Genomic DNA, 15270 nt, shown 5'->3' on the forward strand with positions numbered 1-15270 from the left:
CCGCAGTCATGAAACTCGTCAACCGTATCGCATTCGGTCTTGCCTGCGCACTGGCCGGCACCGCCTTCGCCGATACCACGCTCACCGTCTACACCGCGCTGGAAGCCGACCAGCTCAAGGCCTACCAGCAGAAGTTCGAGGAAGAGAACCCCGGCATCAAGCTCAAGTGGGTGCGCGATTCGACCGGCATCATCACCGCCAAGCTGCTGGCCGAAAAGGCCAATCCGCAGGCCGACGTGGTGATGGGCGTTGCCGCGTCGTCGCTGCTGGTGCTCGAGAAGGAAGGCATGCTGCAGGCGTACGCGCCCAAGGGCGTCGAGAAGCTGTCGAAGGCCTATGTCGATCCGGCCAGCCCGCCGTCGTGGGTCGGCATGGACGTGTGGGGGGCGGCGATCTGCTTCAACACCGTCGAAGCCGCCAAGCTGGGGCTGAAGAAGCCGGAAAGCTGGCGCGACCTGACCCGCCCCGAGTACAAGGGCAGGATCGTGATGCCGAACCCGGCGTCGAGCGGTACCGGCTACTTCGACGTGTCGGCCTGGCTCAAGGTGTTCGGCGAGAAGGAAGGCTGGGCGTACATGGACAAGCTGCACGACAACATCGCCCAGTACACGCATTCGGGCTCCAAGCCGTGCAAGCAGGCGGCCGCGGGCGAGTTCCCGATCGGCATTTCGTTCGAGTACCGTGCGGCCAAGCTCAAGGAAGGCGGGGCGCCGATCGACCTCGTGTTCCCGAAGGAAGGTCTGGGCTGGGACGTCGAAGCCACGGCGATCATGAAGGGGACCAAGAACGCCGATGCGGCGAAGAAGCTCGCCGACTGGTCGGCGTCGCGCTCGGCCAACGAGCTGTACGAGAAGAATTTCGCCATCGTCGCGATGCCGGGTATCGCCAAGCCGAATGCGCACATCCCGGCCAACTACGAACAGCTGCTGATCAAGCAGGATCTCAAGTGGTCGGCGCTCAACCGAGACAAGATCCTCGCCGAGTGGACCAAGCGCTACGACGCCAAGTCCGAACCGAAGAAATAAGCCTGCCCCCGTCAGACAGCCCCGCAGCCGCGGGGCTGTTTGCATTTGCGGCCTGGTGCGAAAAGTCGTCTAGACGTCATGGGTGCGTAACACAAGCCGTCTAGATTGGCGCCATGTCAAAACGGGATGGATACACGATGACTCTGGACTGGATGGCGCTGGAGGAGTTACTGGCCGGCGCAGGCGCTTCGCGCTATGGCGGCGAGGCGATCAGCCAGCTTGAACACGCGCTGCAGAGCGCCGAATGCGCCGAGCGCGACGGTGCGTCCGCATCGCTGATCACCGCGGCGCTGCTGCACGACGTCGGTCATCTGGTGGCCGGACAGGATGACGACGACCTTGCCAAGGGCATCGACGACCGCCACGAGCAGACCGGCATCGCCGCGCTGCGCAAGCTGTTCGGCGAGGATGTGCTTGCGCCGATCGCCCTGCACGTGTCGGCCAAGCGCTATCTGTGCGCGGCCGAGCCGGGCTATCTGGCCGGGCTGTCGGATGCGTCGCGGCTGTCACTGGCGCTGCAGGGCGGCGTGATGGGCGCGGCCGAGGCCGGGCGTTTCGCGCGCAATCCGCATGCCGTGGCGGCGGTCGCGCTGCGCCGCTGGGACGACGAGGCCAAGGTCGTCGGCAAGACGACGCCGGGGCTCGCGCATTACCTCGCCATTGCCCGCCGCGCCGCGCGCGTTGTTGCAGGAGAAGCGCAATGAACCGCGACTGGCAACAGGCAGGCACCGCGGTCGATGCCTTGCGCGTCGAGCGCGTCGCCAAGCATTTCGGCGCATTCACTGCGCTCGACGGCGTGTCGCTGTCGGTGAAGAAGGGCGAGTTCCTCTGCCTGCTCGGCCCGTCCGGCTGCGGCAAGACGACCTTGCTGCGCATCATCGCCGGCCTCGAGGCGGCCAGCGACGGTGCGCTGTTCATGTCCGCTGGCGACGCCGAGCGCGACGTGACGCGACTGCCGGCTTCGCAGCGCGACTACGGCATCGTGTTCCAGAGCTACGCGCTGTTTCCCAACCTGACCGTCGCGCAGAACATCGCCTACGGCCTCAAGGGGCGGCGCGAGGACAAGGCGCGGCGTGTCACGGAGCTGCTGGCGCAGATCGGCCTGCCCGGCATCGACGCCAGATACCCGGCCCAGCTCTCGGGCGGCCAGCAGCAGCGTGTCGCGCTGGCCCGGGCGCTGGCGACCAGCCCGTCGCTGCTGCTGCTCGACGAGCCGCTGTCGGCGCTCGACGCCCGCGTGCGCGAGCACCTGCGCCGCGAGATCAAGTCGCTGCAGCAACGGCTTGGCGTGACGACGATCATGGTGACGCACGATCAGGAGGAGGCGCTGACGATGGCCGACCGCGTCGTGGTGATGAACCATGGCGTGATCGAGCAGATCGGCACCCCGGAGGAGATCTACGCCCGGCCGGCGAGCCGCTTCGTCGCCGGGTTCGTCGGCCAGTCGAACTGGATCGACGCGAGTTCGGCCGGCATCGGGATGGCGAGGCTGGGTGATCTGCTGCTGGCCGCGACCGTGACGCCGCCAAGGCCGGAAGGCCATCCGCTGACGCTGTTCATCCGCCCCGAGGACGTGCAGCTGCATGCGAACTGGGGGCCGGCCGGAACGCAGGTCACCAATACCGCGCTGGCGCATGTGCGCAAGATCGAGCTCCTCGGCGGCTTTTACCGGGTGGCATTGTCGGTGCCGGGCTGGGGCGGCCTGCAGCTTGTCGCCGACGTCGGCCGCGGCGAGTTCGAACACCTGAACCTGTCGCTCGACCGGATGGTGCCGCTGTCGCTGCCGCCAGCGCGCCTGCGCGCATTTGCATCGGCGGAGGAGGGCGCATGATCGCGCTGCGCACACGGCTCGCCAGCGATCGCAGTCAGCTCCTCGCGGCCGGCCTGCTCTGGCTGCTGGTGTCCGCGCTGGTGGTCAGCCTGGCGCTGCCGCTGGCGGCCATCCTCGGCAAGGCGCTGACCGGCGACGACGGCCGCTTCGCCGGACTGGCGCAGTTTGCCGCGATCGCCGGCGGAGAGCGCTTCTGGGACGCGGTGTCGAACAGCCTGGCGGTGTCGCTGGCGACGACCGCGATCGTACTGCCGCTGGCCTATGTGTTTGCCGCGGCGCTGACCCGGACCTGCATGCCGGCCAAGCCGCTGTTCCGCGGCCTGGCGCTGATTCCGCTGCTGGCGCCGTCGCTGCTGCCCGGCATCGCGCTCGTCTACCTGTTCGGCAACCAGGGGCTGCTGAAGGCGTGGTTTCCCGATGGCGGCATCTACGGCTTCTGGGGCATCGTCATCGCCGAGGTCTTCTTCACGTTTCCGCATGCGCTGATGATTCTGGTCACGGCGCTGTCGGTTGCCGATGCGCGGCTGTACGAGGCGGCGACGGCGCTCGGCGCGGGCCGGGTCCGGCGCTTCCTGACCGTGACCTTGCCGGCGGCGCGCTACGGGCTGATCTCGTCGGCGCTGGTCGTGTTCACGCTGGTGATCGTCGACTTCGGTGCGCCGAAGGTCATCGGCGGCCAGTACAACGTGCTCGCGGTCGAGGCGTACAAGCAGGTGATCGGCCAGCAGAACTTCCCCAAGGGCGCGGTGATCGGCGTGCTGCTGCTGTTGCCGGCGGTGCTGAGTTTCGTGATCGACCGGGCGCTGCAGAAGCGCCAGCGCGCGCTGCTGACGGCCAGGGCGCAGCCGCTGGTGATCAGGCCGAAGGCCTGGGTCGACGCACTGAGCACGCTGACGTGCACGGTGATCGGCGGCGCGCTGCTGGCCATCCTCGCCACCGCGGTCGCCGCGGCCTTCATCAGGATGTGGCCGTACAAGCTGATGCCGACGCTGGCCCACTTCGACTTCGACAATATGGACGGTGGCGGCTGGGCGGCGTTCTACAACAGCGTCAGGCTGGCGCTGGCCACGGCGGTCTGCGGCACGGTCGCGGTGTTCGGCGGCGCCTATCTGGCCGAGAAGAGCCGCGCGGCGCCGGTCGCGCGGCAACTGCTCAAGGCCTTCGCCATACTGCCGATGGCGGTGCCGGGGCTGGTGCTCGGTCTCGGCTACATCTTTTTCTTCAACGATCCGGCCAACCCGCTGCACTTCCTCTACGGCTCGATGACGGTGCTGGTGCTCTGTTCGGTCGCCCACTTCTACACCACGGCCCACCTGACCGCGACCACCGCGCTCAAGCAGCTCGATGACGAGTTCGAGGCCGTCGCCGCATCGCTCAAGGTGCCGTTCTGGACGACCTTGTGGCGCGTGACCCTGCCGGTCTGCCTGCCGGCGATGCTCGACATTGCGCGCTTTTACTTCGTGTCGGCGATGTGCACGGTGTCGGCGGTGATCTTCCTCTACACGCCCGACACGGTGCTTGCCTCGGTTGCGGTGCTGAACATGGACGACGCCGGCGACACCGCAGCGGCGGCGGCGATGGCGACGCTGATCGTTGCCGCATCGGCGCTCGTCTGCCTGCTGTTCAGCCTTGCCGCGTGGTGGCTGGGCCGCAGGACGCAGGCGTGGCGGCAACGCTGATTCGATCGTGCCGGGGCGCTGCCCCGGTTTTTAAGTAACGAAAAATTCGTCTAGATGACTGAGGGATGATGATGAGGGAAGCCCAATGAGAGATGCCATTCTGCTCACGCCGGGGCCGCTGACGACGAGTCTGGCGACCAAGACCGCGATGCTGACCGACTGGGGATCGTGGGATGGCGCGTTCAACGCGCTGACGGCGCAGGTCTGCACGGCGCTGGTCGACATTGCCCACGCCGCCGAGACCCACGTCTGCGTGCCGCTGCAGGGATCGGGCACCTTTGCGGTCGAGGCCGCGATCGGCAACCTGGTGCCCAGGGGCGGCAAGATCCTCGTGCTCGTCAACGGCGCCTACGGCCGGCGGATGGCACGGATCGCCGAAGTGATCGGCCGGCGGGTCGCGGTCTGCGAAACGGCCGACGACACGCCGCCCGATCCGGCCGAGCTGGCCGCCAGGCTCGCCGCCGACCCGGCGATCAGCCACGTCGGCGTCATCCATTGCGAAACCAGCACCGGCATCCTCAACCCGCTGGCCGAGATCGCCGCCGTGGTCGAGCGCGCCGGGCGCAGCCTGATCGTCGACGCGATGAGCAGCTTCGGTGCGCTGCCGGTCGACGCGCGCGAGATCCGCTTCGATGCGTTGATCGCGTCGGGCAACAAATGCCTCGAGGGCGTGCCCGGCGTCGGTTTCGTCATCGCCCGGCGCGATGCGCTGCTGGCGTCGAGCGGCAACAGCCATTCGCTGGCGATGGACCTCGTCGACCAGTACCTCTACCTGCAGAAAACCGGCCAGTGGCGCTTCACGCCGCCGACCCACGTCGTCGCGGCGTTGGCCGCCGCGCTCGACCAGTACCGGCAAGAGGGCGGCCAGTCGGCCCGGCTGGTGCGCTATGCCGCCAACTGCCGCAGGCTGATCTCGGGGCTGGCGCGGATCGGGCTCAGGCTGTTCCTCGAGCCGTCGCTGCAGGCGCCGATCATCGTCACCTTCCACGCGCCGAACCATCCCGACTACGACTTCAAGCGCTTTTACGAGGCGGTGCGCGCACGCGGCTTCGTGCTCTACCCGGGCAAGCTCACCGCGGTCGAAACCTTCCGCGTCGGCTGCATCGGCGCGATCGACGGCGCCGAGATCGGCCAGGCGGTTGCCGCGATTGCCGATGCACTCGCCGAACTCGGCTGGACCCACTGACTTGTCGCGGCCGGCAAAGCCCCGCTGGCATCGTTGTGCTCGCTTGCCGTACTTGCTTGTACTGTCTGCGCTTCGCACGCCTTGCCAGCGGGGCTTTTCCGGTCGCTCCGTATTACCAGGAGCATACCTATGAACTACCGCTACACCCGCCGCTACGCCGGCCAATTGCAAGCCGTAATTTTCGACTGGGCCGGCACCGTCGTCGACTTCGGCTCGTTCGCGCCGACGCAGGTGCTGCTCGACGCATTCGGCGGCTTCGGCGTCGACATCGACATGGCCGAGGCCCGCGTGCCGATGGGCCTCGCCAAGTGGGACCACATCCGCGCGCTCGGCGACATGCCGCAGATCGCTGCGCGCTGGCATGCGAAGTACGGCCGCGGCATGAGCAATGGCGACGTCGATGCCGTCTACGAGGCCTTCATGCCGCTGCAGGTTGCGCGGGTCGGCCAGTATTCGCAGCTGATCCCCGGTGCGCTCGACGCGATTGCGGCGCTGCGGGCGCAGGGCATCAAAATCGGCTCGTGCTCGGGCTATCCGCGCGTGGTGATGGACGCGCTGCTGCCGATCGCGCTTGATCGCGGCTATGCGCCCGACTGCACGATCGCCACCGACGACCTGGCCGCCGGCGGGCGTCCGGGGCCATGGATGGCGCTCGAGAACGTCATCCGCCTAGGCATCAGCGACGTTGCCGCCTGCGTCAAGGTCGACGACACCGTGCCCGGCATCGCCGAGGGGCTGGCGGCCGGGATGTGGACCGTCGGGCTGTCGGCGTCGGGCAACGAAGTCGGCCTGAGCTACGAGGAATGGGCGGCGCTAAGCCCGCCCGAACAGGCCGCGCGCCGCGCGCCGGCCGAGGCGAAGCTCGACGCCGCCGGCGCGCATTTCGTCATCGACAGCATTGCAGACCTGCCGGCGGTCATCGCCGAGATCGATGCGCGCCTCGCGCGCGGGGAGCGGCCGTGAATCAGACCGCGCGGCAAGCGGCCGTGAGTGCGGCCAAACGGTGCGACATCGCCATCGTCGGGGCCGGCATCGTCGGGCTGGCACACGCGCTGGCGGCGGCCAGACGCGGCCACAAGGTGACGGTGTTCGAGCGCGACAGCCAGCCGCTCGGCGCATCGGTGCGCAACTTCGGCCTCGGCCTCGTGCTCGGCCAGACGCAGGGCGAAATGCGCGAGCTGGCGCAGGCCAGCCGCGAGATCTGGCTCGACGTGCTGCTGAAGGCCGGTTGCTGGCACAAGGCGCAGGGCAGCGTGACGGTGGCACGCAATCCGGTCGAGCAGGCGGTGCTCGACGAGTTCCAGGCGCTGCGTGGCGACAGCTACGGCACGCGGCTCATCAGTCCGGCCGAGGTCGGCGCGTTCGGCGTGCCTTTCGACAACGTGACCGGCGCGCTCTACAGCGGCGACGAGATCGCGTTCGAATCGCGCGTTGCCTTGCCGCGTCTCGTCGCTTGGCTGGCCGAAGTGCACGGCGTCGAGTTCGTTTTCGGTACGCAGGTCAACGCGATCGAATTGCCGAACGTGACGACGAGCCGTGGCATCTGGCAGGCCGAACAGGCCATCATCTGCGCCGGCCACGATTTCCAGACGCTCTTCCCCGACGCCTACGCCGAGCCGCCGCTGCAGCGTTGCGCGCTGCAGATGCTCCGGGTTGCCAACCCCGGCATCACGCTCGGCCCGGCGCTGATGACCGGGATGTCGACCCTGCGCTACGGCTCGTTCGCCGGGCTCGAGTCGCTGGCCGCGCTGCGCCGCCAGCTCGACGCCACCGATCCGGTCTGGCTGGCCGAGGGCATCCATCTGATCGTCCAGCAGGTCGGCGAGTCGGGCGAGCTGCTGATCGGCGATTCGCACCGCTACGGCGAGTCGGTCGGGCCGTTCAACGCCGAGGCGATCGACCAGCGCCTGTTGGAGCTGGCCGAATCGCTGCTCGGGCGTCGGCTGACGGTGCTCGAACGCTGGCAGGGCGTCTACGCCAGCGGCCCGGGCGGCTACCTCGTCAGGCAGGCGGCGCCGGGCGTCACCGCGGTGGCGATCACCTGCGGCATCGGCATGAGCGTGTCGTTCGGGCTGGCCGAGCGGGTGCTCGGTGCGACACTGGCGTAAACGCACAACACGGATGCGGCTTGTACAGATCGCAACATCCGCTCTGGCGCCGGCTGGCTATGATCGCCGCCGCGGTGCAGGGTGCACCGCATTCCGGTATCCGTGCGATGTCCTCAGCCTGCCAGTCCTGCGGCGCTTGCTGCGCCAGCTTCCGCGTCTCGTTCTACTGGGGCGAAACCGACGCCTGCCCGGGTGGCACGGTGCCGGCCGAGCTGACGACGCCGATCAATCCGTGGCGGGTGGCGATGCGCGGCACCGAAACCGCGCCGGTGCACTGCATTGCGCTGCAGGGCGAGGTCGGCGTATCGGTCGGCTGCGGCATCTATGCGCGGCGATCGAGCACCTGCCACGAGTTTTCCGAGGGTGACGAGCGCTGCAATGACGCGCGGGCGCGGCACGGGCTGCCGGCGCTGGCCGTCGCAGGCTGATCGGCCGGATGCATTGCCGGTCACACGCTGCGGCATAATCTGCGAAAATCATGCCGATTGCATGGCAAGCACCTGTTTACGATCTTTTCACGGCTACGTTTCGGGCCGTGCCGGGGGCAGGGCGTGAACCGCGCCGCGGTACGAGTACCGCAAGCGGTTTGCAGCGCGGTCCGCCGCCGGCACTGCCCGGAAGCCGGTGGAGCGAGCCGGGAAAAAACGTATCACTGCGTTGTGCTTCTTGCCAATAAGCCGTTATTGCCCGCGTCGCACGCCTTGTGGCGGTGTTTTTTCCGGCTCGGCGCGGCCGCGAAAAAATCGTAAACAGCTTCCAAGGAAAGCCCGATGCGGCTGCTGATACTTCTGCTGCTCTGCCTTGCCGCGAAGGCACACTCGGCGCTGGTCCTCGACGCCCGGGCGACGATGTACGACGCGGCGCCGGCAGTCGGCTATCTCGAGGACGCCGGCAGGGCGCTGACGATAGACGACGTCCGCAAGGCAGACGGATTCCGCCCGCTGCCGCCATCGCACAGCGATCCCAACTTCGGCTACTCGCACAGCACCTACTGGCTGAAGCTGACCGTGCAGCGCGGCATGGCGCCGGCGGACTGGCTGCTCGAGATCGGCTATTCGTCGCTCGACCACATCACCGTCTACGCGCCGGGTGCCACCGCGCAGTTCGGCGACAAGCTGCCGTTCGCACAGCGGCCGCTGCCGTACCGGCACTTCGTGGTGCCATTGTCGCTGCCGGCCGGCGAATCGACGGTCTACCTGCGCGTCGTGTCCGAAGGCAACCTCACCGTGCCGCTGCGGCTCTGGCAACCGGCCGCCTTCCACGCACACAGTCGCGACGAATACGCGCTGCTGGCGCTGTACTACGGCATGCTGCTGGCGCTGGCGCTCTACAACCTGCTGCTGTATTTCTCGCTGCGCGAGCGGGTCTATCTCGTCTATGTCGCGTTCGCAGCGAGCATGGCGGTCGGGCAGCTGTCGCTCAACGGTCTGGGCAACCAGTACCTGTGGCCGCAGTGGCTGGCCTGGGGCAATGTCGCGCTGCCCAGCGGTTTTGCCGCCACCGGTTTCTTCGGCGCGCTGTTCACGCGGATGTTCCTCGATACCGCCACGGTGGCACCGAGGGCCGACCGGCTGATCGTCGTGCTGATGACCGGATTCGGCCTCGCCGCACTCGCGCCGGCGGTGCTGCCTTACCAGTGGGCGGCCGTCGTGACCTCGCTGCTCGGGGCATCGTTCTCGCTGCTGGCGGTGGTCATCGGCGTGCTGTGCCTGCTGCGCCGCCAGCCCGGTGCGCGCTACTTCCTGCTTGCATGGACGCTGCTGCTCGCCGGCGTCGGCATGATGGCCATGCGCAACCTCGCGTGGCTGCCGACCAATGCGCTGACCAGCCATACGATGCAGATCGGCTCGGCGCTGGAAATGCTGCTGCTGTCGTTCGCCCTCGCCGACCGCATCCAGGTGTCGCGCCGCCAGGCCGAGGCGGCGCAGGCCGAGACGCTTGCGACGCGCGAGATGGCGCTGCATGCGTCGCGCGAGAGCGAGCAGGCGCTCGAAGCCAAGGTCGCCGAGCGCACGCAGGCACTGACCGACGCCAACGCCAGGCTGGCGCTGAGCGAGGCACAGCTGACCCGGCTGGCGCATCACGATCCGCTGACCGGGCTGCCGAACCGGTTACTGCTGCACGACCGGCTGAAGACGGCGCTGGCGCGTGCCGGCCGAAACGGGGCAAGGCTGGCCTTACTGCTGATCGACATCGACGGCTTCAAGGCGGTGAACGATTGCTACGGCCACGATGTCGGCGATGCGCTGCTCAAGGCGATTGCGCTGGCGCTGCGCCAGCAGGTCCGCGCCAGCGACACCGTCGCCCGTCTCGGCGGCGACGAATTCGTGATCCTGCTCGAGAACGTCGGCGAGCCGGACGATGCCGAGCGGATCGCGGTCCAGATCAACGACGCGGTCCGCGTCATCCACCACTCGCTCGGCATCGACATCGGGGTCAGCGCCAGTATCGGCATTGCGGTGCCGGCCGGCGACACGGCCGATATCGGCACGCTGATCCGCCTGGCCGACCAGGCGATGTACCGCGCCAAGGCGGGGGGGCGCGACGGCTGGTGCCTGGCCTAGGGCGGCGGCCGAAACCGCTGCCGGCGGTATGGCGTATCGGCTGTCGGTGCGTCTTCGCCGTCAAACCGGATTCCGATCGCCGCACTCAACCTTGTTCGAGTGCGTCCCGCAGGTCGCGAACGTCGAAGGCCTGATGGCCGGTCGCCGGCCGCCGCATGATCCGCGTGCACGCTTCGGCGATGCGCGGGCTGGTCAGCGGTGTGACCGATTGCGGCAGCATGTAGGCGAACTGCGCGAGGTAGGCCGACTTGAACCGGGCCAGCCAGCCCTGGCCGGCCGGCGGCGTCCTGAACACCGTCGGATGGACATGGGCGACGTGCTCGAACGACAGCAGCGCCAGCTGGCGGCCGGTCTCGCCGGCGGCAAGCGGAACGTGCCGCATCATCTGCGCGCCGGGTGCCATCGCTTCGATCAGGCAGAAGCGCCGCGCGCCGGCCTGTGCGGCGGCGTGCGCCAGCGCAACGATGTCGCCGGGGCCGATTGCATGGATGCCGGCATCGCGCTGGTTGGCAAGGCCGCGTTCGCCGACATGGCAGTAGACGTCGTCGACCCGCGGCAGCCGCGCGGCGGCTAGCCCGGCGTGATCGAGCGGTTCGCCGGCCAGCAGCACTTCACCGCAGCGCGACGTGCTGCTGAGCAGCGGCTTGCTCGTCAGCACCCAGACGTGCCGGTACTCGACGAGCAGCCGGTTCAGCAGCGCCTCGCCGAGCCGGTTGACCGCGCCGGCGATCAGCGCGGTCCGACGCTCGTCCGCTTCGGGCCTCACGTCCTGCAGCGCACCCCGCAGGTCGAGATGCGGTTTCAAGCTGACATCCCGAATCGTCGCGAGCAGCCCGAGAGCAAGGAGGGCTTTGAACCAAACCCGAGATGATACGCACCGTATCTCGCAAGGGGACTTGCTTCGCGGCGCAGCGAGGGTCGGGTGAAAGACCGACGCAGCAATCGGGTTGCGCAGCAGATCCGGGGGAGACCGGTCATCGGCGGGTGATCTCGTCCCAGCTCTTGTTCAGCCGCTTCAGCGATACCGGGTACGGCGTCTTGAGCTCCTGCGCGAACAGCGAGATGCGCAGCTCCTCGATCATCCACCGGAACGGCAGCAGCGGCGCGGTATCGCGACCTTCGCGCTGCCAACGATCGAGCTCGGATTCCCAGCGCTGCCACAGCTCGGTGATCTCGGCGTTGCGCTGGCCGTCGCGTTGCGGGTTCGCGACGCGCTTCTCGAGCCGGATGCGGATCGCCTTCAGGTACAGCGGCAGCCGCGGCAACTGCTCCCACGGCGTCGCGGCCAGAAAGCCCTGGTAGACCAGCGTGCCGAGCTGCTGGTTCAGCGCGTGGGCAAGATTGCCCGACCTGTTCGCCGCCATCACCACCGGCACGTATTCGGCGACGACCGCCGCGAGCGTGCGGACCACGGCATCGCGCACGCTCGGCAGCCGTACCTTGGCGCGCGATTTCTGGTTGTCGAAGTCCTTCTTGCTGCGCGGCGCTTCGTCGTCGCCGACGAAGGCGCGGTCGCAGATCGCCGCGACGATGTCCGCCATCAACTGGTCGGCATTCTGTGTGCCGCGCAGCGCAATGGCGTGCTGCTGGAAGTTGGGTACGGATTTCTCGAGCTGCTTCACGTGTTCCTTGAGCTCGAAACGCAGCAACTGCACCACGCCTTGCCGGTGTGCCCCGGCTGCGGCGTGGGCGGTATCGAACAGCCGGATCGCGCAACTGTCGTCATCGGGCACCAGCGCCGGGTAGCCGGTCAGCTTGCGGCCGTGGCGCTTGAAGGTGAGCTGTTCGGGCAGGTCGCCGAAGTCCCACTTCACGATGCCGGATTTCTCGATACCGGCATCGTCGGCCTCGTCGCGGAACGTCAGTTGCGCCGCTTCGCCGAGCTGGGCGCGGATCGCGATCAGGTCGCGGCCCGCTGCCAGCTCCTGGCCGGCGTCGTCGACGACGCGGAAGTTCATCAACAGGTGGGGCGGCAGCACGCCGGGGTCGAAATCCTCGGCGCTCACGGTCAGCCCGGTACCGCGAGTGACGGCGTGCGCCAGTTGCGGCAGCAGCGGCGCCTCGCGGTCGGCCTTGTCGAGTTCGGTCAGCATCCTGGTCGCGAACTCGGGCACCGGCACGCAGACGCGGCGGATCGCCTTGGGCAGCGACTTGACCAGCAGCGTGACCTTCTCGCGCAGCATGCCCGGCACCAGCCAGTCGAACACCGCGTGGTTGACGCGGTTGAGCTGGTGCAGCGGAAGGGTGAGCGTGACGCCGTCGAGCGCGTGGCCGAGCTCGAAGCGGTAGGCGAGCGGCAGCCTGGCCTCGGCCAGCTTGAAGAACACCGGGAACTGCTCCTCGGTCACCGCGTCGGCGGTGTGGCTCATCAGGAACTCGCGGCTCAGGTACAAGAGCTGCGGCTGTTCGCGTTCGGCCTTTTTCAGCCAGGCCTCGAAGCTGGCGCCGTTGACGACGTCCGCCGGCACGCGCTCGTCGAAGAACGCATACAGCGCGTTCTCGTCGACCAGCACGTCCTGCCGGCGTGCCTTGTGTTCGAGCTCCTCGATCTCGAGCAAGAGTTCGAGGTTGTGGTCGAAGAACTTGGCCTTGGTCTGGTAGTTGAAACGGACCAGCGCCTCGCGGATGAAGATCTCGCGCGCCTCGACCGGATTGATGCGGCCGTAGTGGACGCGGCGGCGGTTGACGATGGGCAGGCCGTACAGCGTGACGCGCTCGCTGGCGATCACCTGTGCACCGTTCTTCTCCCAGTGCGGATCGAAGTACTGCTTCTTGGTCAGGTGGGTCGCGAGTTTTTCGATCCACTCGGATTCGATCGCTGCAACACCGCGCGCGTACAGCCTGGTCGTTTCGACCAGTTCGCCGGCGACGATCCACTTCGGCCGCGCCTTTTTCAGCCCCGATCCCGGGAAGATGTTGAACTTGATGTCGCGTGCGCCGAGGTATTCGTCGCGGTCGGGCTGCTTGAAACCGATATTGCCCAAGAGGCCGGTGATTAGCGCCTTGTGGATCTGCTCGAAGGTGCCGGTGGTCTCGTTCCGGCGCCAGCCGAGGTCGTCGACGATGTCGGCCAGTTGCCGGTACAGGTCACGCCACTCGCGCAGCCGGATGTGCGACAGGAAATGCGTGTGGCACACCTCGACGAGCTGGCGGTTCGATGTCTTCTCGGCGACGGCCTTTTCGAAGAAGGCCCACAGGTTCAGATAGGTGAGGAAGTCGGACTTCTCGTCGACGAACTTTGCCTGCGCGCGGTCGGCGGCGTCGCGGGCGTCGAACGGCCGGTCGCGCGGGTCCTGCACCGACAGGCCCGAGGCGATGATCAGGATCTCGGACAGGCATTGCTGTTCATGGCCGGCAAGCAGCATCCGCGCCAGTCGCGGGTCGACCGGCAGCCGCGCAAGCTGCTTGCCGACCGGGGTCAGCTCGTCGAGGTCGTCGACGGCACCGAGCTCGTGTAGCTGCTGGTAACCGTCGGCAACCAGCCGGCCCGACGGCGCTTCGAGGAAGGGGAAGGCGTCGACCTTGCCGAGCCTGAGCGCGGCCATGCGCAGGATGACGCCGGCCAGACTCGAACGGATGATCTCGGGGTCGGTGAAGGCCGGGCGCAGATTGAAGTCTTCTTCCGAATAAAGCCGTACGCAAATGCCCGAGGAGACGCGGCCGCAACGGCCGGCACGCTGCCTGCCCGATGCCTGCGAGATCTTTTCGACCAGCAACTGCTCGACCTTGGCGCGCGGGCTGTAGCGGTTGATCCGTGCCAGTCCCGAGTCGATCACGTAGCGGATGCCGGGAACGGTCAGCGAGGTTTCGGCGACATTGGTCGCGAGCACGACGCGGCGGCCGTTGCCGGGGCGGAAGATGCGCTGCTGGTCTTCGTTGCTGAGCCGTGCGAACAGAGGAATCACTTCGGCATTGCGGAGCTTGGCCTTGCGGAAGGCCTCGGCGGTTTCGCGGATTTCGCGCTCGCCGGGCAGGAAGACCAGCACGTCGCCGGCGCCGTCATGCCGCCACAGGTGCTCGACCTCGGCAACGATCGCTTCCTCCATCTCGATCTCGGCGTCGTCCTCGTCGCGGCTTTCCAGCGGCGCGTAGCGGACTTCGACCGGATAGGTGCGGCCCGAGACTTCGAGTACCGGCGCGCCGTCGAAATGCTGCGAAAAGCGCTCGGCGTCGATCGTCGCCGAGGTGACGATGACCTTGAGGTCGGGCCGGCGCGGCAGCAGCTGCTTCAGGTAGCCGAGCAGGAAGTCGATGTTGAGGCTGCGTTCGTGCGCCTCGTCGACGATGATCGTGTCGTAGGCGGTCAGGTCGCGGTCGGACAGCGTTTCGGCGAGCAGGATGCCGTCGGTCATCAGCTTGATGTAACTGTCGCCACCGGATTTCTCGGTGAAGCGGACCTTGAAGCCGACGATGGCGCCGAGTTCGCTCTTGAGCTCCTGCGCAATCCGGCTGGCGACCGACCGCGCGGCGAGGCGCCTTGGCTGCGTATGACCGATTAGGCCGTTGATGCCGCGACCCAGTTCGAGACAGATCTTCGGCAACTGCGTCGTTTTGCCCGAGCCCGTTTCGCCGCAGACGATGACAACCTGATTCGCCGCGATGGCCGCGCGGATTTCGTCGCGCCGCTGGTTGACCGGCAGCGATTCGTCGAAGCTCGGGACTGGCAGGTTCTGCCGGCGCCGTTCGGTCTTGGCGGCTGCGTGGTTCAGTTCCTGACCCAGTTCGGTCTCGAGCCGGTCAACCGGTTTGCCGGCGGCACGACGGGTTTCGAGCGTGGCGAGCTTTCTTGCCAGCGCCGCGTGTTCGCGCGCCGGTACGCGGCTCAGGAGATCGGAAAGAGTGGACGTGGCGTTCATTGCTGCGCGGCGTATTTGAGG

Annotated in this window: 11 protein-coding genes; 9 read left to right on the forward strand and 2 right to left on the reverse strand. The window is 67.7% G+C overall.

Features of this window, described 5'->3' with window-relative positions:
* Positions 1-8 precede the first annotated feature (8 nt).
* The 9 genes from BJP62_RS17630 (at position 9) to BJP62_RS17670 (ending at position 10393) form a co-directional block, all read left to right on the forward strand.
* Positions 9-1025, forward strand: coding sequence for a putative 2-aminoethylphosphonate ABC transporter substrate-binding protein (locus tag BJP62_RS17630; protein WP_070532017.1), 1017 nt, complete (start codon positions 9-11; stop codon positions 1023-1025).
* Positions 1026-1162: 137 nt separating this feature from the next.
* Positions 1163-1729, forward strand: a complete 567-nt coding sequence (locus BJP62_RS17635) for a phosphonate degradation HD-domain oxygenase (RefSeq protein ID WP_070532019.1) — start codon at positions 1163-1165, stop codon at positions 1727-1729.
* On the forward strand, positions 1726-2856 hold the full coding sequence (locus BJP62_RS17640; protein ID WP_070532022.1) for a putative 2-aminoethylphosphonate ABC transporter ATP-binding protein: 1131 nt from the start codon (positions 1726-1728) through the stop codon (positions 2854-2856). Before BJP62_RS17635 ends, BJP62_RS17640 begins: the two co-directional genes overlap by 4 nt.
* Entirely contained in the window at positions 2853-4535 is a 1683-nt protein-coding gene (locus BJP62_RS17645; protein ID WP_070532024.1) for a putative 2-aminoethylphosphonate ABC transporter permease subunit, read from the forward strand. The genes BJP62_RS17640 and BJP62_RS17645 overlap by 4 nt, the downstream gene beginning before the upstream one ends.
* Before the next feature lie 85 nt (positions 4536-4620).
* Entirely contained in the window at positions 4621-5721 is a 1101-nt protein-coding gene (locus BJP62_RS17650) for a 2-aminoethylphosphonate--pyruvate transaminase (RefSeq protein WP_070532027.1), read from the forward strand.
* 129 nt (positions 5722-5850) lie between these two features.
* Positions 5851-6684: a phosphonoacetaldehyde hydrolase gene (gene phnX, locus BJP62_RS17655; RefSeq protein ID WP_070532029.1), complete on the forward strand. Its 834-nt coding sequence runs from the start codon at positions 5851-5853 to the stop codon at positions 6682-6684.
* On the forward strand, positions 6681-7829 hold the full coding sequence (locus BJP62_RS17660) for a TIGR03364 family FAD-dependent oxidoreductase (RefSeq protein WP_083301010.1): 1149 nt from the start codon (positions 6681-6683) through the stop codon (positions 7827-7829). The genes phnX and BJP62_RS17660 overlap by 4 nt, the downstream gene beginning before the upstream one ends.
* Positions 7830-7849: 20 nt before the next feature.
* Positions 7850-8257 carry a YkgJ family cysteine cluster protein gene (locus tag BJP62_RS17665; protein ID WP_236943630.1) on the forward strand — a complete coding sequence of 136 codons (408 nt, stop codon included), beginning with the start codon at positions 7850-7852 and terminating at the stop codon, positions 8255-8257.
* A 342-nt stretch (positions 8258-8599) separates the two neighbouring features.
* Positions 8600-10393 carry a diguanylate cyclase gene (locus tag BJP62_RS17670; RefSeq protein WP_070525295.1) on the forward strand — a complete coding sequence of 598 codons (1794 nt, stop codon included), beginning with the start codon at positions 8600-8602 and terminating at the stop codon, positions 10391-10393.
* An 85-nt stretch (positions 10394-10478) separates the two neighbouring features.
* Here the strand turns inward: BJP62_RS17670 and BJP62_RS17675 are convergent, their stop codons facing one another.
* Together BJP62_RS17675 and hrpA are read right to left on the reverse strand one after the other, a co-directional pair.
* A complete protein-coding gene (locus BJP62_RS17675) occupies positions 10479-11198 on the reverse strand; it encodes a hypothetical protein (protein ID WP_070525296.1) in 720 nt (239 codons plus the stop codon).
* A gap of 169 nt (positions 11199-11367) precedes the next feature.
* Positions 11368-15249: an ATP-dependent RNA helicase HrpA gene (hrpA, locus tag BJP62_RS17680; protein WP_070525298.1), complete on the reverse strand. Its 3882-nt coding sequence runs from the start codon at positions 15247-15249 to the stop codon at positions 11368-11370.
* Positions 15250-15270 lie beyond the last annotated feature (21 nt).

The sequence above is a fragment of the Jeongeupia sp. USM3 genome (assembly GCF_001808185.1).
Taxonomy (GTDB): domain Bacteria; phylum Pseudomonadota; class Gammaproteobacteria; order Burkholderiales; family Chitinibacteraceae; genus Jeongeupia.

Bases quoted from the DNA above. Each gene is read 5' to 3' on its own strand.
- BJP62_RS17645 (WP_070532024.1), top strand. From the start codon at position 2,853: ATGATCGCGCTGCGCACACGGCTCGCCAGCGATCGCAGTCAGCTCCTC.
- BJP62_RS17670 (WP_070525295.1), top strand. From the start codon at position 8,600: ATGCGGCTGCTGATACTTCTGCTGCTCTGCCTTGCCGCGAAGGCACAC.
- BJP62_RS17630 (WP_070532017.1), top strand. From the start codon at position 9: ATGAAACTCGTCAACCGTATCGCATTCGGTCTTGCCTGCGCACTGGCC.
- hrpA (WP_070525298.1), bottom strand. From the start codon at position 15,249: ATGAACGCCACGTCCACTCTTTCCGATCTCCTGAGCCGCGTACCGGCG.
- BJP62_RS17650 (WP_070532027.1), top strand. From the start codon at position 4,621: ATGAGAGATGCCATTCTGCTCACGCCGGGGCCGCTGACGACGAGTCTG.
- BJP62_RS17635 (WP_070532019.1), top strand. From the start codon at position 1,163: ATGACTCTGGACTGGATGGCGCTGGAGGAGTTACTGGCCGGCGCAGGC.
- BJP62_RS17640 (WP_070532022.1), top strand. From the start codon at position 1,726: ATGAACCGCGACTGGCAACAGGCAGGCACCGCGGTCGATGCCTTGCGC.
- phnX (WP_070532029.1), top strand. From the start codon at position 5,851: ATGAACTACCGCTACACCCGCCGCTACGCCGGCCAATTGCAAGCCGTA.